Here is a 20,588-nt window from a genome sequence, read left to right on the forward strand (position 1 = left end):
ATGTAGGTTGCCCTTGTCTTTGTGCGTACCTTAAGGGGGGTATTTTGACATGGACACTGTGCAACCTATCTACTCGATTTCGTTTGCAGTCTGTCTTGGCGCTATCATCAGCCTGATAGCGCAGGTCGGCGCGCTGAAACGATACCGGAATGTCCTGCAACTCATCGCGCTGTCGTGCGTGGCTGAGGTCGGGGTCGCTCTGGTTGGTTTTGGTGCTGGGTCTTTTTCCGGCATTGCCGGTGGTGCGTTGCACCTGTTCTATCAACTCGCAACCCGTGCACTGGCGCTTATAACCTTATATGCGCTGTCCCGCAGGGCTGGGTCCTTCTCGCTGGACCGGCTGCGCGGTGTGCACGCCAAAAGCCCGCTTATGGCTCTGGGCTTCGGCTTTGCCATGTTCGCCGCCCTCGGCTTTACGCCGTTTAAGGGTGCGGTGAGCAAGCTTGCCGTGGTCTATAGTGCCATTGAGACCGGGCACCTCGTCAGCGCAATCCTTGTGCTGGCTGGCAGCATTCTTGCTGTTTGGTACACACTCAAAATCGTACAGGCCGTGTGCTTTGAGAAGAGCGGTGACTGGGACGCAGACGATGCGCCCGCGCCGCAGACCCCGTCATGGGTGCCGTTTGCCGCCGGCGGCCTTGCCGTTCTGGTGGCGTACATGCACGCACTGCCCGATGGTATGATCCATATGGTGCAGGACTGGGTCGCTTCCGGCTACAACGTGCCGCACAACATGCCGCATTTTGAATCTCCGTGGCCCATGGCCGCTGTGGTTCCCTATGTTGGTGCTTTTGTGCTTCTTCTTGTCGCCCGCTTTGCTCCTCGCGAAATTGCGGGCGTTCGTGTACGTGAGGGTGGGGCGGTTCTTCTCTCCGTCATCACTTTGGTGATGGTGCTGGCTGCGGATGGTCTGGCTCCGCTGTCCAGCCTGTTCGCGACGATTATGGCGTTCATCGGTCTGGCGGTGACGGCATACTCTGTCGGGTACATGGATGAGACGAAGAACGGCGACCGCTATTGGTTCTTCCTGCTGCTTATGCAGGGCTCGCTGGTCGGGCTGTGCATGGCGGGAGACCTTGGCTCCGTGTACTGTTTCTGGGAGCTGATGACCTTTACGTCCTACTTCCTGGTCATCCATGCGCAGACTGATGCCGCCATCAAGGCCGGCTTCAAGTACTTCTTCATGTGTGCTTCCGGCGCGTACGTCATGCTCTTTGGCATGCTGCTTCTGCATGCGAATCTCGGCACCTTTGAGCTTGCGGCTTTGTCTGGGGCCGCCAGTTCCCTGACGCCGGGCGCTGCTGCGAGCATCCTGCTGGCATGTTGCGTTGGATTTGCCGTTAAGGCCGGTCTGATGCCCATGCACAGTTGGCTTCCCGAAGCGCACCCTGTGGCTCCGTCGTCCATCTCCGCGCCGCTATCCGGCATCCTGACCAAGACTGGCATCTACGGCATCGTGCTTGTCGGTTTCAGTATCATGGGTGCGGGAGTGATGCAGGGGCATGGCGGGGCGTTCCACGTGGGTTCGCTGCTGTCCTTCGTCGGTGCTGTGACCCTGCTGTACGCAGAGGTTATGGCGTACCGGCAGACCAATGTGAAACGCCTGCTGGCGTACTCCACCATGGCGCAGGTTGGTGAAATTACCATCACCCTCGGCATGGGCACGTACCTCAGCGTTGTGGGCGGTTTGGCGCATGTGTTCAACCACGCCATCATGAAGAACCTTCTCTTCCTGTGTATTGGCGTCATCATCATGCGTGCCGGAACCTACTCCATTGACAGACTCAAGGGCATGGGACGCGTAATGCCCGTGACCGGCGTGTGCTTTTTGATGGCCACGTTGTCGATATTGGGTCTTCCCCCCTTTGGAGGCTTTGCGAGTAAGTTCCTCATGGTCTACGCCGCGCTCGACGCCGGACATTGGATTTTGGCTGCGGCCATACTGGGCGGCGGGCTGATTGCCGTCCTGTATTACATGCGCCTGGTCCGCGTTTTGTTCTTTGAGCAGTATGAAGGCCCCGCGGTCAAGGAAGCCTCGGCGTTCTGCCTTGCTCCTATGGCTGTGCTGGCGTTCTTTACGCTCTACATGGGCATCAATCCGCAGGCTTTGCTTGGTTTTGTTGTCCCGGTGGCGGATTCTTTGGTCTCTGCCGGCAAGCTGGCTTCCCAGCCTATGCCGAACCTTGGAATCGCTTGGCCTGCCTTCGCGCTCATCCCCATGATCTGCGGCATCGTGCCGTATTTCCTGCGCAAAGACCCCCAAAAATGTGGATGGGCTTCCGTTGGCGTTTTGGCCGTCACCTTCTTTGTGGTGCTCCTGTACTGGGGCAGCCTTGACACCATCTCTCTGTGCTACGCCCTGCTTGTGGCGCTGATGGGCATTTTGAACACGGTGTACTCCGTGAGCTACATGGACCACAGCCATACGCAGTGGCGGTACTACAGCTTCCTGCTCCTGATGATTGGCGGACTTCTTGGCGTGGCCGGAAGCACCAATCTCTTCAGCTTCTTCCTCTTCTGGGAGGTTATGAGCAGCTGGACGCTGTACTTCGTCATCAGTCATGAAGAGACTCCCGACTCGCTCCGGGAGGGCTTTAAGTATTTCATCTTCAACGTGCTGGGCGCGACGTTCATGTTCTTTGGCATCGTCCTGCTCAGCTCCTCTGCCGGAACCTTTGAGATTGGCGAACTGGCCAAGTCCATCGGGCAGCTGCCCGGTTGGGTGGGCTTTACGTCCATTGGACTCATCGCCCTTGGCTTTGCCATGAAGGCCGCCATGCTGCCGCTGCGCATCGACATCTGGATGCACCCATCCACGGCGCCGACGCCTGTTAGTGGCTACATCTCTTCCGTCCTCCTGAAGTCCGGTCCCTTTGGCCTGATGAAGCTCTTCTTCATCCTTGGCGGGGCAGGGTTCTTTGCCGGGAAGTCCGGCATCTGGGGACAGCCCGCCATCATGTATGTGCTGGCGTGGATTTCCGGCATCACGATCTTCTATGCAGCGGCCATGGCTGTTATTCAGTCCGGCCTGAAGCGGATGCTCATCTACTCCACGGTGTCCCAGCTTGGGTACATCCTGCTTGGCATCTGCGCCGGTACGTCCCTGACGGTCTCCGCCGGTTTGCTGCACTTCGTGAACCACATGTTCTTCAAGAACCTCGCCTTCCTGTGCGCAGGCGCCATTATGTACCGCACGCATGCCGACTCGCTCTCGCAGCTGTCGGGCATTGGCAAGAAAATGCCGGTGACGCTTGCGGTGTTCACCATTGCGGCGTTCTCCGCCGTTGGCGTACCGCCCTTTAACGGCTTCACCTCCAAGTGGATGCTCTACCACGGCCTCATGGCCGAGAATGAGATTCTGCTGGCGCTGTTGTCCCTGACGGGCAGTGTGCTGACGATGGCTTACTTCGTGAAGTTCCTGCATTCGGCCTTCTTCGGGCAGCCGTCCGAGGATTTGGCTCACGTGACGGAAGTTGCGAGGCCCATGCGCGTTCCCATGCTGATTCTTGCCGGTGGCTGTGTGCTGTTCGGCGTGTTTCCGGGTCTGCTGCTTGGTCCCATCAACTCCATCATTGCCGACACCGGCTTTGCGCCCCTCGACATTTCGCTGGGCGGCGTGGTTTCCGGTGCCGGGTCCTGGGATGCGTTCGCCACGGCTGTGCTGATGGCACTGGCCTACGGCTTCGCGCGGCTTATCCTGCGCTTTATGAGTAAGAACGAGAGAACCAGCGCCATCCATACCTGCGGTGTGGACGACCTGAGCTCCCGTCAACTGAACATTGGCGCTGACAACCTGTACGAGCCGGCCATCACCGTGCTGCGGCAGTGGATACGCATTCCCGCTTCACTCCTTGCAAACAGGAAGGGTTAGTCATGGAAAACATCTTCTCCTACGCCTTCCATATGCTGGTGTTCCCCGGCGGCGTTTTCGCCCTGTGCCTTGGGCTGTTGCTCAAGGGTATTGATAGGAAGGCTCTGGCGCGCTTGCAGCGGAGGGTTGGCCCTCCCATTGCGCAGCCGTTCTTCGATATCGTCAAGCTCGGCCGGAAGGAGACCATCCTTCCGGCCACGGGCCACACCCTGATGTTCCGTTTTGCGCCCATTCTTGGGTTCATGGGAATGATGGTTGCGGCCATGGTCATGCCGGTTCCCGGCGTGTGGAATGGAGCAGAGGGCCTCGGCGACATGCTGATGATGCTCTATCTGCTGCCCATGCCCGCGCTGGCGCTGATGCTGGCCGGTTCCTCGTCCAGTTCGCCTTATGGCGCCATTGGCGGCTCCCGCGAGATGATTCTTATGTTCGCGTACGAGATTCCGCTTTTGGTGGTTCTGCTGACCGTGGCCTTCAAGGTCGGTCTGGCAACGGGCGGCGTTGCGGAGTTCTCCTTCGCCAAGATTGTGGACTACCAGTTGCAGAACGGTTCGTTCCTGTTTGACTGGACCATGTTCCCGGCGTTTGTGGCGTTCCTGCTCTTCATCCCCGGCACCCTTGGTACGGTGCCCTTCGACCTCGCCGAGGCCGAGACGGAAGTGCTGGAAGGACCGCTGCTGGAGTACTCCGGCCCCAGCCTTGCCATGTTCCAGCTTGGCGGCGCGCTGAAGCTGGTGGTGGTTATGGCCCTTGGGGTGGTGCTGTTCTTCCCGGGCACCATTGCCGGCGGCTGGATTGTGAACCTGGTCTGGTTTGCGGTGAAGTGCATGCTGCTCATGCTGTTCTCCGTCACGCTGGTGCGGGCGTCCATGGGGCGTCTGCGCACGGACCAGACCTTTAAGTTCTACCTGAAATATCCCGCGACTCTCGCCTATGTCAGCCTCGGGTTAACCTACTTCATCAGATAGGCAGGTGAGTGACATGCAGATTGAAGAAAAACTGCAAAGCATGGCGGCTCGCTCGCCTTGGCTGTACCGCATTAATGCGGGGTCCTGTAACGGGTGCGACGTGGAGCTTGCGACCACGGCGCTTATTCCCCGCTACGACGTGGAGCGCCTTGGCTGCAAGTATTGCGGCAGTCCCAAGCATGCCGACATTGTGCTGATCACCGGTCCGGTGACGGCGCAGGTGAAGGACAAGGTGCTGCGCGTCTACAACGAGATTCCGGAGCCGAAGGTCACCGTGGCTGTGGGCATTTGCCCCGTGTCCGGCGGCGTGTTCCGCGAGAGCTATTCCATCCCCGGTCCGCTGGATTCCATCCTGCCCGTGGACGTGAATGTGCCGGGGTGTCCGCCCAGGCCGCAGGCCATCATTGAAGGCGTCGCCAAGGCCCTCGAACTCTGGAAGACCCGGATATAGGAGGTGCCGATATGCTGACCTTTCTGAAAGTCCTGTGGAACAACCTCCTGCAGGGTCCGGCAACGGAGCCGTTCCCCTTTGGAGAGACGCATACGCCAAAACGCCTGCGCGGCCTTGTGCGCGTGGACGCGGACAAGTGCGCCTGTTGCAGCATGTGCATCAACGTCTGCGCCGGCGGCGCCATCCGGCAGGAGGAGCGCGAGGACGGCTCGGGCAAGGACTTCTACGTGTGGCACAACACCTGTACGTTCTGTGGCATGTGCGAGAAGTATTGCCCAACCGGAGCCATCAAGCTCTCCAATGACTGGTCCACCGCGCACTTCAATAGCGAGAAGTACTCCTTCCGCGAGCAGGTGTTCATTCCCTTCGAGAAGTGTGAGGAGTGCAATACGCGCATGCCCCGCGTGCCGTATGCCATGCTGGAAAAAATATACGGTGAACCCACAGCCGACATTGTGCAGCTGTACACGCTCTGCCCCGAGTGCAGGCGTCAGAAGGCTGCGCAGCAGTTGGGAGCGTAACCAATGAAAGTAGAACGCAAAAAGTCCATCGAGGCCCTGGCGCAGAGCATTGCGCCAAGCCTTGAAGTCACATGGACCACTGACGACAAGAATAACGACTACGGCTGGGTGGAGCTGCCAAAGGCCGATGATCTTGTGCCGTTTGCCAAGGGGCTGGTTCCCCTTGAGGCGCGGATTATGACCATCACAGCCCATGCGCCGGAGAATCCTTCTGAGAAGGGCTTCTTTGAGGTGTGCTACCACTTCATCATCAAGGGCACCGCGCTGACCGTTCGCGTCATCCCCGAGGGCACCACGCCCACGGTGCCGTCCATCACACCGTGGCACAAGGCCGCGGACTGGGCGGAGCGCGAAGTGCACGAGCTGTACTGCATTGAAGTGGCAAACCACCCGAACCCCAAACCGCTGTTCCTGAACAACGAGACGCAGCCGCTCGCTATGGAGCGCCTTGTCCCGCTGTCCACCATGGGCAACGGTGCCTGCACCAATACCCTTTGGGAAAAGATCATGGGCGATAAGTCCGGGGAGGCCGTACACTAATGGCGAATTACACCATTCCTGTCGGTCCGCTGCACGTCGCGCTGGAAGAGCCTATGTACTTCCAGGTGGACGTGGAGGGCGAGGTCGTCAAAAACATCGAGATGTACGCGGGCAACGCCCACCGCGGCATGGAAGCCCTCGCGCGGGAGCGCAACCTCTTCCAGAACGTGGTGCTCACCGAGCGCGTGTGCTCCCTGTGTTCCAACAACCATCCGCTGACCTACTGCATGTCCGTCGAGCACGTGGCAGGCATTGAGGTGCCGGAGCGCGGGCAGTACCTGCGCACCATCGCCGACGAGGTCAAGCGCATCTCCTCCCATATGTTTAATGTGGGCATCGGCATCCATGTGAACGGCTTTATGTCGCTGTTCATGCATGCCATGGAGCTGCGCGAGAAGATGCAGGACCTCAAGGAAACCGTGTGGGGCAACCGCATGGACATCTGCGCCAACATCATCGGCGGCGCGAAGTACGACCTTGACGACGAACTCATCGCGTACATGAAGCGGACCCTTGAAGAGCTGAAAAAGCCTTGCGAGGAGTTCCTGCATATCTACACCACGCACCCGCAGATTAAGGCCCGTACCGAGGGCGTCGGCATGTTCCCGTACGAGGACGCCGTCCGCTACGGTGCCAACGGCCCGGTGGCGCGTGCTTCCGGTCTGGACAACGACGTGCGTAAGGAATCCCCCTACGCCGCGTACGACCGCGTGAAGTTTGACGTTGTGCTGGAGGACGGATGCGACGTCCGCGCCCGCGCCATTGTGCGCCTGCGCGAGATTTTCGAGTCCATCTCCATTCTGGAGCAGTGCCTGCGGGATATGCCCGAAGGTCCCATCGTCTGCGATCCGCTGCCCGAGATTCCCGAGGGCGAAGCCATTGCGCGCTCCGAAGCGCCGCGTGGCGAGCTGATCTACTACCTGCGGACCAACGGCACCCTGAAGCCGGAGCGTCTGAAGTGGCGCGTTCCCACCTATGTGAACTGGGAAGCACTGCGCGTGATGCTGAAGGACTGCAAGGTCGCCGACATCGCGCTCATCGTGAACAGCATCGACCCGTGCCTCTCCTGCACGGAACGATAGCCAGACCGGATCTGCCAAGGCCGGAGTAGAACGAAGCGCATATGCATGAACTTGCGATTGTGACCAGCATTCTAGAGATTGCAAAACAAGAGGCGTCGAAGTATGACGCGAAGCGCATTACGCGGGTGCGCCTGAAAGTCGGGGAAATGTCCTGCCTGGAGGCGAGAACGCTCACGTCGTGCTTTGAGATTTGCGCAGAGGGGACTCCGGCCCAAGGGGCCGAGCTGATCGTCAACACGGTCCCCGTCACCTGGAAATGCAAAAACTGTCAAAACGAGTTCGAGGAGCCCGTCGATTACGCTTGCCCATCGTGCGGCAGCAAGACGCTCGATATGATGACTGGCCGCGAGCTTCTCGTTGAAAGTCTTGACGTTGAAACATGAATCGAGAGGTGCGGAACATGGATAAGCAGGAAAAGCAGCAATATATCATTCATGCGGACCCTTCAAAGTGCAAGGGATGCAAGAAGTGCGAAATCGCCTGTGCGCAGGCGCATTATAATCTGACCAAGAAAGAGATCATCAAGAACCGCTCCAAGCTGGAGCCGCGCATCAAGGTCTACAAGGCCAACGATCTCAAGATGCCCATCCAGTGCAGGCACTGCCAGAACGCGCCGTGCTCCAAGGTGTGCCCCACCGGCGCCATTGTGCAGGACGGCAATATCGTGCGTGTGCGTCACCAGTACTGCGTTGGCTGCCGCATGTGCGTTATGGCATGCCCCTTCGGCGCCATTGTGGTGGCGGACAAGGACCCCGTGTTCGGCGACAATGCCCCCGTGCAGACCAGCCGCGCCGTGGCCCTCAAGTGCGACCAGTGCGAGGAGTGGCGCGCCGAGAATGGCAAGGACGTCAGCGCCTGTGTTGAGGCCTGCAAGTTCGGCGCGCTCCAGTTCCTGACCATTGAGGAATACCGCGCCATGAAGATGGCTGAGGCCGCGCAGAACATCGCTGCGGAAAACGGCCTGTGCGACTGCGCCGAAGAGGAGCAGAAGCAGGACGAGGAGCCTGCTGCCAAAGAGCAGCCCCGCGTTCAGGCCTAATGGCCAAATGACATACCGCAGGCCGCTCCGCGAGGGCGGGCCGCGCGGCGCGGGCAGAGTGCACGGCCTTCGCGCCACTCTCCGACGGGAGAGCCGCACAGCACGCCGCGCCGGCGTTGGCCGCCACAGCCGGGCCGCCTGCATTCCGCGCAGCCGGACAGGCCGCGTGGACGCGCAAATGATCCTCGCTCCCCTCCCACAATGGGAGCGACGACCATAGCGAGTACGCACGCAGTACTCACAGATTGGACATGACCCCCGCCTTTCATCCCACACCGGAAGGCGGGGGTCCCTGTGTCTGGCGGGCAGGTTCGCCAACGCCCGCACAGGAAAAAAGGCCCGCAACACTGATGTTGCGGGCCTTTTTTCGTGGCAATGGACAGGGCGTGGAAGTGTCTACTCGACCTTCTTCCCGGTTTCTTCCTCGCGGATTTCCACGATGCCGGGACGCTGACCACGCAGATGCTTTTCGCGCTCAAGGCGGGCAATCTGGTAGTTGTCGGTGTTGTAGATGACGTCTTCCTTGCCGTTGTCGATAAGGACGAGATTGTACATGCGGATAACTCCTTCTGGATTCTGCCATCCGGGGAACGCGGACCGGTGGGTTGCGGCGTTGCCGTGCACCTTCCGGCGTGTTCATGTTCCAGGCGACGGGTAGCAAGAATTAGTGTTCCTGCCGCTCAAGTCAAGCGCTTGTTGCACCATGGGGCCAAGGTTTTTCTGCGAAGGGGGATGTTCAGCCCCCAGGCAGATGGCTCGTGATGTGCGGAAGTGACGTGGGCAGTGTTCCTTTGGCTGTGAATCTGATAGTATTGCGTGTGGATTGTCATCGTTTGACAGGGCGCCCCGAGCGCCCGGCATGTGAGGGACGCATGAGACGCCGCAGTACACTGCCAGCTTGCACCGCACGCCCCGCCCGGCGGGGACGTGCCGCCACGGCCTCTGCGCGTGTGAGAGTGTCCATACACTGCGGGGGGCGGGCATGAGGCGCCGCGCTATCCCCATATTCCGCGCCGCGCTGCTTTTCCACCTGCTGGCGGGAGCGATCTTGATTGCCACGGTGGGGCTTGGCACCTCAACGCAGGTGCGCCGCGTTGTTGAGGACTATCAGGATCGCCTCATCGATAGCCGCGTGCAGTATGTGCAGCACGCCATAAGCGCCTTTTTGATGCACAATCTTTCCGAGCTTCAAGGCCACGCCGCGTTTCCTTTTCTTATCGAGGGGCTGGCAGCGCCGCAGCGCGACCAGCGCATCGCCTTCCGGGAATTCCTCAATGAACTGTCACTGCTGGGCTACACGCCGCAGTTCGTTTTGCTGAGCCGAAGCGGGGCGGTTGCCCATGCTACGCGGGAGTGGCCCCGCTTTGATTACAGCCAGGACGAAAGCCTCCGGCTCATCCTGCAAGGCATGGCGGATTCCGCCTTTTCTTTGAATTTCTTTCAGGATGATGCGTATTGGCGCATTGCTGTGCCTGTGTATTCCCTTGTGGGGGTGGAGGGCGTGCTGCTGACGGAGCTTCCATTTTCTGCGCTGGAGGATGAAGGAGGGCTGACGGACCTTGCGAAGGGCGTGTCGTTGCGGCTGGTGAAGGACGGCACGGTGCTGGCGCAGTATGGGCCACCGGGCGAAGGACAGCCGCGTGTGGAGGTGCTGGAGAATATCCCGTCCGTGCAATTGCAGTTCTTTTGGGACAAGGCCGCCCTGCAGCATGAGCGGAACATCCTTGTGGCGCGCATTGTGGTGGGGCCGGTTATTGTGATTATGGGCGTTTTGGCCCTTGTGCTGTTTTTGGTACGCCGGATGTTTACGTCGCCGCTTCGCGAGTTTCGCGTGGTGGCGCACTCCGTGGCCGAAGGCGGGAATGAAGTGCTGGTGCCGGAGCGGCAGATTACCGAGGAGTTGGCCGTTCTTGCCCGTGATTTTAATACCATGACCGCCCGTGTGGCCGCGCGTGAAGATGCCCTGCAGCGTACGCGGGACGTGCTGGAGGTGCGCGTGCGGGAGCGCACGCGAGAGCTGCACTCCGCGCTGGAGTCCGTCAGCGAGCGGGAATCCGTGGTCCGCGCCATGAATGATGCCGCGCTGGACGCCATGGTCATGATAGATGCGAAGGGCGTCATACTGTTCTGGAACAAAGCGGCCGAGGAGCTGTTTGGCTACACGCCGGAGGAGGCCCTTGGGCAGAACGTACATGAGATTATCGCCCCTGCTGATGCGCGCGCCGAGGCCCGCGCAGGCATGGAGCAGTTTTCTCACAGCGGGACGGGCCGCGTTGTTGGTTCCGTGTTGGAGTTTGAAGCCATCCGTAAAGACGGCTCTCGCTTTTTGGTGGAGCGGGCGGTGGCGTCGTTTGAGCATCAGGGCGAGTGGTACGCCATTGGCAGCATTCGCGATGCATCCCTGCGCCGCGAGACCGAGGAGGAGCTGCACCGGTTGTCTCTTGTGGCGCGGCAGACGGATAACGCCGTTATCATTACCAATTCCCAAGGACGTGTGGAATGGGTCAACGAGGCCTTTACCCGTATGACGGGCTATACCATTGAGGACATGGCGGGGAAAAAGCCCGGCAGTGTCCTGCAGGGGCCGGAGACGAACGAGGATACGGTCCGCTTCATGTCCCAGCGGCTCAAAAAGCGCAAGGGCTTCAAGACGGAGCTTATAAACTACACCAAAACGGGACAACGCATTTGGCTGGCCATAGAGGTAACCCCCGTGCGCAATGCCGAGGGCGCGGTAACGCACTTTATCGCGGTGGAAAGCGACGTGACGGAACGCAAGGCTATGGAGGCGGAGCTTGTGCGCTCCAAGCTGGAGGCCGATGCCGCCAACGCCGCCAAGGGGGATTTCCTCGCGCGGATGAGCCATGAAATCCGCACGCCGCTCAATGCCGTCATTGGCCTTGGGCATTTGCTGCGCAAGTCGGACCTGAGCGGCACGCAGGCGGATTATGTGGAGAAAATCAGCGTTGCGGCGCAGTCGCTGTTAGGCGTCATTAATGACATTTTGGACTTTTCGCGCATTGAATCCGGGCGGCTGGAGATTGAGGCCGTTCCGTTTTCCGTGAGGACCATGGTCAAAAATGTGGTCAGCATCATGGGCCTGCTGGCCGAGGAAAAGGGGCTGGACCTGCGCGTGCGGGTGGCGGAGGACGTGCCGGAATGGCTGGAGGGCGATCCTTTGCGGCTTCGCCAAATCGTCACCAATTTCCTCAGCAATGCCATCAAGTTCACGGAACGCGGCGAGGTGCGGCTCCGTGTGGGGCTTGTGCATACGACGTCCTCCCACGCCGTTGTGGAATTTGTTGTAGCCGACACCGGCATAGGCATGAGCGAGGAGCAACAGCGGCGGCTGTTTACGGCGTTTTGGCAGGCGGAGGCGTCCACCTCGCGCCGCTTTGGCGGGTCTGGCCTTGGGTTGGTTATTTCCAAGCACCTTGCGGAGCTTATGGACGGAACTGTCACTGTGGAGTCCGCCGTGGACGAGGGGAGCACCTTTACCTTTACCGTGCGTCTGCCCATCAATGAGACACAGGAGCAGCACATAGGCGACGAGGCGCTGGAGGGTAAACGGGTGCTGGTGGTGGACAACAGCGAAACCTCGCGCGAGCTGCTGCTTGCCGTCGTGCAGAACCTGCACATGGCGCCGATGGTCGCCGATTCCGGCGCGTCGTGCCTTGCTTCGCTGCGGCAGGCGGCGGAGCAGGGTCAGCCTGTGGATGTGGTGGTCATGACGTGGCGTATGCCTGGAATGGACGGTGTGGAAACGGCCCGCGCCATTGCCGGTGACGCGACCATTTCGCCAAAGCCCGGCATTGTCCTTATGACGGCCTTTGGCAAGGAAAACCTGAAGAAGTACAGCGCCGGCGTCGCCATTGATGCGGTTGTGGATAAGCCCGTGGATCCGGAGGAACTTGCAGAGGCGCTGCGCGAGGTCTTTGCGCCGGGTGTTGGCCTGGGCACGCAGGAGCAGGCCCCGCCGCCATCCCCGCACGGCACACAGGCGCCACTTGAGGGCGTCCATCTGCTGGTGGTGGAGGACAACAGCATTAACCAGCAGGTGGCGCAGGAAATATTGCAGGACATGGGCGCGGAGGTGACCCTTGCGGCCAACGGCAAGCTGGCGCTGGAGGAGCTTGAGAAGCAGACGTTTGATGGCGTGCTCATGGATATCCAGATGCCCGTCATGGACGGATACGAGGCCGCGCGGCATATCCGGGAGGATGCACGCTTTTCGCAGCTTCCCATTGTGGCCATGACGGCGCACGCCATGGCGGGTGACCGCAAAACCAGCTTGGATGCCGGAATGAATGAGCACGTCACCAAGCCTATTGACCCGTCTGTGCTCCTTGAGGTGTTGGAGCGCATTATCCTTGGGAAGGAGTCCACCGGGAAGGCCGGCGTTTCCAGAGGGGTCGCTCCCGCGCCGTCCGCAGCGGCGCAGGAGGCGCGGTCTGAGGAACGGCCCGCGCTACCGAATCTTGTGGGGGTGGACGTGGTGAAAGCGCTGGGCGCTCTGGGCGGCAAGGTTGGGCTGCTCCGCTCGCTGCTTATGCAGTTTGGCGAGCAGTATGCCTTTGCGCATGAGGAGGTGCGGCGGCTGCTTGACGCCGGGGACGCTGAACAGGCGCGGGTGTATGTGCATACGGTGAAGGGCGTGTCCGCCAATTTGGGGATGGATTCCCTCAGCTCCGTAAGTAAGGAACTGGAGGCCGCAATTGTGGCGTCTGGCACCGATGTGGCGCAGGACTTGATGGAACGCTTTGAGCGCGAGCTTTTTGCCGTTGTGCAGGGCCTGCATGTTCTTGAAAACACGCCAGAGGCCGGGAGCGCCCCGCAGTCTGCCGCAGAACGCTTGGATGACGCCGCGATTCGCGCTACCCTGCGCGAATTGAACCGGGAGGTAAGCTCCCGGAGCTTTACGGCAGGCCGGGTGGCCGCGCGGCTTGTTTCGGCACTCGGGGACCAAGCGGGCGCGCAGGATGCCGAAGCCATTGTGACGGCGCTGAAGGCCTTTGATTATGTCCGCGCCGCGGAAGTGCTGGCCGCTTTGGCCCAGCGGCTTGATGCGCCGCTGGTGGATGAAGATGACGACGCCCCGGAAGAACCATAGAAACATCCCGGAAATGCTCTGCCAAAGCGGCATGGCTGGTGTGAGGTCTTGGGCGCGCCCTGATACAAGGAAAGGAGTTGACCGTGGACGAGATGATACGGCGGGTTGCCGACGAGGTGGCCCGCTGGCTGGGCGAGGCGCATGACCCCGCACCGGCGTTGACCCATTACGCCGAAGTGACGCTGGGGACCAGCGAGGCCGCCGCCCTGCGCGGCGCCTTGGCCGACTCGGATCACCCCGAGAGAGAGGTTCTGCTGGAGCTTCTCTTTTTCCCCGACCACGCCCTGAAGGTGCAGGTTGAACCGCATGTGGCCGAGGGAGGCGCTACCGGACTGGATGATGCCGTCACGCGCGAGGTGCTCGCCCGCGTGCAGGAAGGGCGTTTTGTGCTTGCAGGGGGTGAGGTGCTGACCGTGCCCCTGAGCGAAGAGGCCGTCCTTGGATTGGTGCGCCGCCTTCGCATAGGGGCGACGCCGCCTCAGGATGTGCGCCGCGCCGCTTTGCAGCGGCTGGATGCGTTGATGGCCGTCCGGGTGGGGGTGCTGTTTCGCCATGCACGCCTTGAGTGGAGCATGGAGCAGGCGAATTTCGTTGTGGACGCCCTACGCAATCTGCCGCAGGCGGGCGAGGAGATGCTGGATATGCTCGGCTGGACGGCGGCCTTTCTTGGCGCGCTGGGTGCTGGTCAGGACATCTTGGACGGCTTGCGCGTGCGGTGGCGGGAGGCCTACCGCAATGTGGGCCGCGCGGAGCGCTTTGCCAAGGCGCTTGCCTCGTCCAACTATGAGACCATGATTATGCAGGGCATCCGGGAGCCGCATTTTGATACCGAAACCCTGCGCGAGGATATGTACCGCGCGGATGAGTTGGCCCGCGCCGTGTTTCGGGAGTCTGTGGTGGAAGTGCAGGGCGAAGGGCCCCGCGATGTCGGCTCCATTGAAACCGCGGACGACATGCACCGCGTCTTGGGCCTGATGGGAATGTAGGCGCGACCGCTCTTGCCTCCCCGTGGCCGGACAGGCCGCAACGTTTTTGCGCCCCCGCATGATTGTGCGGGGGCGTTGTCTTTTGGACTGGCGCGGTGGTTACGGGCAGTGTGGCTGGTAGGACTCTCCGGTGGCGCTTCCGTTTGCTGGTTTGCCCTGAATGGCGGCGTCTATGGCCTGGCGCAGCGCCTTGGGGCGCAGCGGCTTGGCGATAAAACCGTTCATCCCCACATGAAGAAGGCGCTCCATGGTGCCCTTCATGTTGTTGGCGGTCATGGCGACGATGGGTGTTGGCGTGGTGGTCTTCGTTGCGTCCTCGTACTGGCGGATGAGGGCCGTGGCCTCAATGCCGTCAAGCTCGGGCATTTGGATGTCCATGAACACAAGGTCGAAGGACTCGCGTTTGAAGGCCTCCACAGCCTCGCTGCCGTTGGGGGCGATGGTGACGGTGTGCCCAAAGTTTTCCAGCATGCTCCGGGCAACGTTTTGGTTGATTGGCGTGTCCTCGGCCAGCAGGATGCGCAAGGCCGGAGTGGTGGCCCGCGTTGGCGGCCCTTCGCTATTGGGCAGGCCGTCCAGACATGGGGGCGTGTCGTTTTCCACCCCAAAGGCGACGGCGAGCGCCTTCATGAGCACAAGGGTTTCAACGGGTTTGGGGATGCAGATAATGTTTTTCTTTTGCGCTGTGGCGTAGGCGACAAGCCGCCCCGTGGCGTTGAGCATGACGGCGCTGAGGTCTGGCTGGCCGGTTGCGCCGCGCACGGCTTCGGCCATGGCGATGCCGTCCAGCCGGGGCGGGCGGTGGTCCGTGATGAGGGCAACACGTTTGGGCGCTCTTTGCGTGATGATGGCGGCGGCCTCGTCGGCGGACTCCGCAATGTGGACTTCCACGTCCCAGAGCCGGAGCTTGGTATGCAGTAGCTGCCTGCTTGTGGGGTTGTCGTCCACCACAACGGCCATCGTGTCCCGGAAGAGGGCAGGGGCAGGGTAGTCCGTTGCTTGCAGGGCGTCCTCTTCGGCAAAGTCCAGCAGGATATTGAAGGAAAAGGTGCTGCCCTTGCCCGGTGTGCTGGTCACACCGATGCGGCCGCCCATAAGTTTCGTTAGCTGGGCGGTAATGGCAAGCCCCAGTCCGGACCCGCCATAGTGACGCGAGGTGGACGTATTCTCCTGCTCGAAGGATTCAAAAATGTGGGCGATGCGGTCCGGGGCGATGCCAATGCCCGTATCCGACACCGAGACGTCAATCCGCAGTCGATCGTTGTGCATTGTGTGGCGGACGCGAAGGAGAATGTCGCCATGCGCGGTGAATTTGATGGCATTGCTGACAAGGTTCAGCAGAATCTGGCGCAGGCGCGTGTCGTCACCCACCACATGGTCCGGAACGTCGTGGGCGAAGTCGATGAGCAGTTCCACGTCCTTGTCCGCCACCAGTGGCGCTTGGAGGGTTATGACCTCTTGCAGGCACTGCCGCAGGCTAAAGGGTTGCACGTCCAGCGTCAGCTTGCCCGCCTCCACCTTGGAAAAGTCCAGAATATCCCCCAGCAGATTGAGGAGCGTATTGCCGGAGTTGCGGATGGTGCGCACAAATTCATATTGGTGCGGCGTCAGGGACATTTGCATCAACAATTCCGCCATGCCGATGACCCCGTTTAGAGGGGTGCGGATTTCGTGGCTCATGTTGGCGAGGAATCTGCTCTTGGCCTGACTGGCCTGTTCCGCGGCCTTTTCCGCTTCCTTCAGCCGGGTGACGTCCGTTTGCGTGCCCACGGCGCGCAGGGCTGTGCCGTCCTCCGCCCGGCTGACAACGCGCCCGCGCGAGAGCACCCAGCGGTAGCCGCCAAGGCTGGTGCGCATGCGGAATTCAAGATTCCAGATGCCATCCTGCGAGGTGAGAAAGGTGTTGAGCTGTTTTTCAACAAACTCCCGGTCCTCGGGGTGGATGAGGCTTACTGCCGACTCCGGCGTGGCAGGGAGTGAGCCGGGACCGTAGCCCAACATTCTGAACCAGCCCGGACTGTAGTAGACCTCGCCCGTCACAAGGTCCCAGTCCCAAATGCCATCGGCGTTGGCGTCCATGGCGAGGGCGAAGCGTTCCTGACTTTTGCGGAGGGCAAGCTCTGCGGCCTTGCGCGCCGTAATGTCCGTCTGCGTGCCCATAACGCGGTAGGGCACGCCCTTCACGTCGCGGTCCGTACCAATGCCCTTGAGCTGTATCCACCGCGTGTTCTTGTCGCGGTCCAGCAGTGGGATTTCCAGTTCAAAGCCGTCGGTCTCGTTGTGGGCCAGCTCTACAATGCTGGCGGAGAGGCGCGTGCGCTCCCCGGCGGGGATATGTGTCAGCCACTCCTTCATGGTCTGCGGCCCCTGCGGCGGCGTGTAGCCCAATATGCCCAGCGAGCGCCTGCTCAGGTACAAATCGTCCGTTGTGATATTCCAGTCCCATATGCCCTCGGAGGCGGCGTTAATGGCGATGGAGTAGCGCTCCTCGCTCTTTTGCTGCGCCTCGCGTGCGTCACTGTAGGCGCGCCCCGTGGCCAGCAGCATGGCTGCGTGCTCCAGCGTTTCTACATCGTCGGGGCTCCACGGCGGGGGGCAGTGGGTGCTGTCTGCTGTGATGAAGCCAAAGGAAAGCCCCCCCGCGTGCAGTGGTGCGGTGATGAGAGCGGCAGGGTTCCAGCCCGGCGGCACAAGGCCGGTGCCCATAGGCCCTTGCGTGTCGCAGGGGAAGGCCCTTGGCTTTCCTGCCAGCGGCGCTTCGGTGAAGGTCTTGTAGCTGTGCACCGGAATGTTGCGGACGATGTCCGCGATGGGGCGTACGCCTTCGGCCGTCCATTCCTGAGTGATGCCAAAGCGCGTTCCCTCGCGCGTGAAGACGAGCAGGCAGACCCTGTCCGCTCCCAAAAATTCTCCCAGCAGACCAAGGGCGTGCTCCTGCGCGCTTGGTCCCGGATTGGCGATGAAGGTGCTGGCAATGTCCGCAAGGGCTTTGTTTCGCTCGCGCACGCGTGTGGAGCGGGCCTTGATGGACTCGTTCTCTCGCCGCATCGCATGCAACCGCAGCACAAGCCACGTGATGCAGGCGCACAGGGTAAGTCCCGCGCCGACGGTGGTGAGCAGGAGAGGGTCCATCAGCATGTTTGCTCCGCTTTGGTCAGAGATGCCAAGCAGTATACACCATGCGCCGCACCAATGTCATGAGTCTGTGAGTTTGTTTGTCGAATTTCACTAGAGGGAACTTGATTTTCCTAAACACGTCTTGCGTTTTTCCGGGCGGATGACATACTAGCCGATAGTAGGTGTGCCCTCGCTGTCTTTTCGTACAAAAAGGCGGAGTGGCAGGAATTTTCGGATATTACAGTGACATGTGTACGTGGCGGTGGACGCGGCCGCCCATGGCGGAGCTTCGGATGTGACGGCTTATCGATATGAGCGCGTCCGGCGCGACGCCCTTTGACGCCAAAAGGGAGGAACCAGCCCCGTGCGTATTCTCATAGCCGAAGATGAGACCATACCACGCAATGTGTTGCGCAAAACCCTTGAATCATGGGGGCATACCGTTATCGAGGCCGCCAACGGAAGGGAGGCGTACGACTTGTATGCCGGGGTGCAGACTCCGGTGGATATGCTGGTGACGGACTGGATGATGCCGGAAATGGACGGGCTGGAACTGGCGCGGCGCGTGCGCCGGGCCAGTAATGAGACGCTGTATACCTATATCATCCTGCTGACTGCGAAGTCGGACATCGACGACATGGTCAGAGGGTTCAGGGAGGGCGAAGTGGACGACTATGTGGTCAAGCCGTTTGATGCCTCGGAACTCGAAGTGCGACTGCAGGTGGGTGAGCGGTTGTTGTCTCTGGAACGGAGGCAGAGGGAGATAAACCGCTCGTTGCAGGAGTCGCTGGACGAGCTGCACCGCACGCAGCAAAAGCTGGTGCAGTCCGAGAAAATGGCGTCCCTTGGTGGACTGGTGGCCGGAGTCGCCCATGAAATCAATACCCCAGTCGGGTTGGGGCTGACAGCGGCCTCGTTCCTCGGGCGCAAGGTGCACGACCTGCGCGGCATGCTGCAGGAGGAGGCGCTGACGCGGTCCAAGCTGGAGGCGTTTTTGGATAACGTCGATGAGGCGTCACAATCCATCCTGACCAACCTCGGCCGCGCCGGGGAGCTTATTCAGGGCTTCAAGAAAGTGGCCGTGGACCAGACCACCGGCGAAAAGCGCGCCTTTGGCGTGGCGGAGTACATCAGCGAGGTGCTCCTGAGCCTGCGGCATGAGTACCGCCGCGGCGGGCATGAAGTGGTTGTGGACTGTCCGGATGATTTGACCATTGAAAGCTATCCCGGCGCCTTTGTGCAGGTGCTGACCAATCTGGTCATGAATTCCCTGATGCACGGCTTTGAGGACCGCGAGAACGGCCAGATTACGATTGCCGCCCGCGAGGACGGCGATGACGTTGTGGTGGAATACACCGATAACGGCGCAGGCATGGACGCCAAAACCCTAGACAACATGTACGAGCCGTTTTTTACCACCAAGCGCGCCCGTGGCGGAACCGGGCTGGGCATGCAGATTGTCTTTAACCTTGTGACGCAGAAGCTGGGTGGGGAAATCCGGTGCGAGAGCAGCCCCGGCGAGGGGACCCGCTTTTTCATAACCGTACCAAAGCTGGTGGGGAAGTAGCATGGGCAGACAAGGCTGGCCGCCAGACGATGCGCCTCGCGACGAGCGTCCCTTTGCCTTCGCCAGTGAAGGGCAGCAGCCCGAGGCGGATTCCGGCGCATGGAAGCTGCTTGTCGTGGACGATGAGCGGGAAGTGCACGCGCTGACCCGTCTTGTGTTGGGCGATTCTCGGTTTTTGGGGCACCGGCTTCAGTTTTTGCACGCCTATTCCGCGCAGGAGGCGCAGGACATCCTGCGGCGGCACGATGACATCGCGGCTATCCTGCTGGACGTCGTTATGGAGACCTCCACGGCGGGGCTGGACCTTGCGCGCTGGGTGCGTGAGGACCTGAAAAACACCCTGGTGCGTATTGTTCTGCGGACGGGACAGCCCGGCGAAGCCCCGGAAAAGGCCGTTATCGAGCAGTACGAAATCAACGACTATAAGTACAAAACCGAACTGACCGACGACAGGCTGTTTACGTCGATAACCACAGCCGTACGGTCCTACAGGCATTTGCAGGACCTTGAGGACAGCCGCAGGGAGCTTGAAGTCGCGCGGGACAAGGCCGAGGTGGCAAACCTCGCCAAGGACCAGTTCTTAGCCAATATGAGCCACGAACTGCGCACCCCCCTCAACGGCATCCTTGGACTGACCAATCTTTTGCTGGACGCCTCCCTCACCGGGCAGAACCTTGAATACTGCAAGATGATCAAAAAGTCCGGCGAAGGGCTGCTTGCCATCATCAACAACGCTCTTGAACTCTCCAGCCTGCGCGAGGGCAGCCTTGAGCTTAATGAGCGTCCGTTCAACCTTCGGGCGGAGCTGCGCAAGGTCATTGAGGTGATGGAAATTCAGGCCGGGTGGAAGGAACTGGAACTGCGCTGGAGCGTTGACCACAAGGTGCCGGAGCGCCTGCTGGGGGACCCGGCGCGGCTGCGGCAGGTTGTGGTGAACCTGCTCGTCAATGCCATTCGGTACACGGATAAGGGCGCGGTGAGCCTTGCCGTGCAGGAACTCACGCCGGACCTTGCCGAAAGCCTTGAAGGCAAGGCGCCCATGCCGCGCTGCGCGGACGGGGTGGCGCTGTTCCTTGTCGTGAGTGATACGGGGGTGGGTATTCCTGCGGATAAGCGCGAGCATATTTTTGAGCCCTTCGCGCTTGCCGAGGACTACATGACCAAGCGTTTATCCGGGGCGGGGCTTGGCCTTGCCATTACGCGGGACATTATCCAGCGGATGAACGGCGGGATTTGGGTCGAAAGCGACGAGCACAGTGGCAGCCAGTTCTATTTTTCCTTGTGCCTTCGCAGAACCGAGTAACGCAGACCGTGGGGTACGTTGCGTATGAGCCAA

Annotated in this window: 14 protein-coding genes; 12 read left to right on the forward strand and 2 right to left on the reverse strand. The window is 60.8% G+C overall.

What is annotated here, in order from left to right; translation table 11 throughout:
* Positions 1 to 49 precede the first annotated feature (49 nt).
* The 8 genes from ACI3L3_RS12220 to ACI3L3_RS12255 are packed head-to-tail and all read left to right on the forward strand — an operon-like array spanning position 50 to position 8,472.
* Positions 50 to 3,871, forward strand: a complete 3,822-nt coding sequence (locus tag ACI3L3_RS12220) for a proton-conducting transporter membrane subunit (RefSeq protein ID WP_404845408.1) — start codon at positions 50 to 52, stop codon at positions 3,869 to 3,871.
* A 2-nt stretch (positions 3,872 to 3,873) separates the two neighbouring features.
* Complete coding sequence (locus ACI3L3_RS12225) at positions 3,874 to 4,839, forward strand: respiratory chain complex I subunit 1 family protein (protein WP_404845409.1); 966 nt, start codon at positions 3,874 to 3,876, stop codon at positions 4,837 to 4,839.
* A gap of 13 nt (positions 4,840 to 4,852) precedes the next feature.
* Positions 4,853 to 5,290 (forward strand): NADH-quinone oxidoreductase subunit B family protein, encoded by a 438-nt coding sequence (locus ACI3L3_RS12230; RefSeq protein WP_404845410.1) that lies wholly within the window; start codon positions 4,853 to 4,855, stop codon positions 5,288 to 5,290.
* An 11-nt stretch (positions 5,291 to 5,301) separates the two neighbouring features.
* The gene (locus ACI3L3_RS12235; protein WP_404845411.1) at positions 5,302 to 5,811 is read left to right on the forward strand and encodes a 4Fe-4S dicluster domain-containing protein; all 510 of its coding nucleotides are present in this window, start codon (positions 5,302 to 5,304) and stop codon (positions 5,809 to 5,811) included.
* 3 nt (positions 5,812 to 5,814) lie between these two features.
* Positions 5,815 to 6,351, forward strand: a complete 537-nt coding sequence (locus ACI3L3_RS12240) for an NADH-quinone oxidoreductase subunit C (RefSeq protein WP_404845412.1) — start codon at positions 5,815 to 5,817, stop codon at positions 6,349 to 6,351.
* Positions 6,351 to 7,433 carry a nickel-dependent hydrogenase large subunit gene (locus ACI3L3_RS12245; protein WP_404845413.1) on the forward strand — a complete coding sequence of 361 codons (1,083 nt, stop codon included), beginning with the start codon at positions 6,351 to 6,353 and terminating at the stop codon, positions 7,431 to 7,433. The genes ACI3L3_RS12240 and ACI3L3_RS12245 overlap by 1 nt, the downstream gene beginning before the upstream one ends.
* A gap of 41 nt (positions 7,434 to 7,474) precedes the next feature.
* On the forward strand, positions 7,475 to 7,816 hold the full coding sequence (gene hypA / locus ACI3L3_RS12250) for a hydrogenase maturation nickel metallochaperone HypA (RefSeq protein WP_404845414.1): 342 nt from the start codon (positions 7,475 to 7,477) through the stop codon (positions 7,814 to 7,816).
* A gap of 17 nt (positions 7,817 to 7,833) precedes the next feature.
* Positions 7,834 to 8,472 carry a 4Fe-4S dicluster domain-containing protein gene (locus ACI3L3_RS12255; RefSeq protein WP_404845415.1) on the forward strand — a complete coding sequence of 213 codons (639 nt, stop codon included), beginning with the start codon at positions 7,834 to 7,836 and terminating at the stop codon, positions 8,470 to 8,472.
* A gap of 396 nt (positions 8,473 to 8,868) precedes the next feature.
* Here the strand turns inward: ACI3L3_RS12255 and ACI3L3_RS12260 are convergent, their stop codons facing one another.
* Entirely contained in the window at positions 8,869 to 9,027 is a 159-nt protein-coding gene (locus ACI3L3_RS12260; RefSeq protein ID WP_404845416.1) for a hypothetical protein, read from the reverse strand.
* A 427-nt stretch (positions 9,028 to 9,454) separates the two neighbouring features.
* Between ACI3L3_RS12260 and ACI3L3_RS12265 the strand changes: the two genes are divergently transcribed.
* Both ACI3L3_RS12265 and ACI3L3_RS12270 read left to right on the forward strand, forming a co-directional pair.
* Positions 9,455 to 13,582 carry a PAS domain S-box protein gene (locus ACI3L3_RS12265; protein WP_404845417.1) on the forward strand — a complete coding sequence of 1,376 codons (4,128 nt, stop codon included), beginning with the start codon at positions 9,455 to 9,457 and terminating at the stop codon, positions 13,580 to 13,582.
* Positions 13,583 to 13,665: 83 nt separating this feature from the next.
* Positions 13,666 to 14,568: a hypothetical protein gene (locus ACI3L3_RS12270; protein WP_404845418.1), complete on the forward strand. Its 903-nt coding sequence runs from the start codon at positions 13,666 to 13,668 to the stop codon at positions 14,566 to 14,568.
* Positions 14,569 to 14,667: 99 nt separating this feature from the next.
* On the opposite strand, the gene ACI3L3_RS12275 is transcribed toward ACI3L3_RS12270, so the two are convergent.
* Entirely contained in the window at positions 14,668 to 17,706 is a 3,039-nt protein-coding gene (locus ACI3L3_RS12275) for a response regulator (RefSeq protein ID WP_404845419.1), read from the reverse strand.
* A gap of 343 nt (positions 17,707 to 18,049) precedes the next feature.
* On the opposite strand from ACI3L3_RS12275, the gene ACI3L3_RS12280 reads away from it, so the two are divergent.
* Positions 18,050 to 19,252, forward strand: coding sequence for a sensor histidine kinase (locus ACI3L3_RS12280; protein ID WP_404845420.1), 1,203 nt, complete (start codon positions 18,050 to 18,052; stop codon positions 19,250 to 19,252).
* A 1-nt stretch (position 19,253) separates the two neighbouring features.
* Positions 19,254 to 20,555 carry an ATP-binding protein gene (locus tag ACI3L3_RS12285; protein WP_404845421.1) on the forward strand — a complete coding sequence of 434 codons (1,302 nt, stop codon included), beginning with the start codon at positions 19,254 to 19,256 and terminating at the stop codon, positions 20,553 to 20,555.
* Positions 20,556 to 20,588 lie beyond the last annotated feature (33 nt).

Source organism: Desulfobaculum sp. SPO524, from assembly GCF_044987625.1.
Taxonomy (GTDB): domain Bacteria; phylum Desulfobacterota; class Desulfovibrionia; order Desulfovibrionales; family Desulfovibrionaceae; genus Desulfobaculum.

What these genes read in the sequence shown, in the direction of transcription:
- ACI3L3_RS12220 (WP_404845408.1), top strand. Translation starts at nt 50, where the DNA reads ATGGACACTGTGCAACCTATCTACTCGATTTCGTTTGCAGTCTGTCTT.
- ACI3L3_RS12225 (WP_404845409.1), top strand. Translation starts at nt 3,874, where the DNA reads ATGGAAAACATCTTCTCCTACGCCTTCCATATGCTGGTGTTCCCCGGC.
- ACI3L3_RS12230 (WP_404845410.1), top strand. Translation starts at nt 4,853, where the DNA reads ATGCAGATTGAAGAAAAACTGCAAAGCATGGCGGCTCGCTCGCCTTGG.
- ACI3L3_RS12235 (WP_404845411.1), top strand. Translation starts at nt 5,302, where the DNA reads ATGCTGACCTTTCTGAAAGTCCTGTGGAACAACCTCCTGCAGGGTCCG.
- ACI3L3_RS12240 (WP_404845412.1), top strand. Translation starts at nt 5,815, where the DNA reads ATGAAAGTAGAACGCAAAAAGTCCATCGAGGCCCTGGCGCAGAGCATT.
- ACI3L3_RS12245 (WP_404845413.1), top strand. Translation starts at nt 6,351, where the DNA reads ATGGCGAATTACACCATTCCTGTCGGTCCGCTGCACGTCGCGCTGGAA.
- hypA (WP_404845414.1), top strand. Translation starts at nt 7,475, where the DNA reads ATGCATGAACTTGCGATTGTGACCAGCATTCTAGAGATTGCAAAACAA.
- ACI3L3_RS12255 (WP_404845415.1), top strand. Translation starts at nt 7,834, where the DNA reads ATGGATAAGCAGGAAAAGCAGCAATATATCATTCATGCGGACCCTTCA.
- ACI3L3_RS12260 (WP_404845416.1), bottom strand. Translation starts at nt 9,027, where the DNA reads ATGTACAATCTCGTCCTTATCGACAACGGCAAGGAAGACGTCATCTAC.
- ACI3L3_RS12265 (WP_404845417.1), top strand. Translation starts at nt 9,455, where the DNA reads ATGAGGCGCCGCGCTATCCCCATATTCCGCGCCGCGCTGCTTTTCCAC.
- ACI3L3_RS12275 (WP_404845419.1), bottom strand. Translation starts at nt 17,706, where the DNA reads ATGCTGATGGACCCTCTCCTGCTCACCACCGTCGGCGCGGGACTTACC.
- ACI3L3_RS12285 (WP_404845421.1), top strand. Translation starts at nt 19,254, where the DNA reads ATGGGCAGACAAGGCTGGCCGCCAGACGATGCGCCTCGCGACGAGCGT.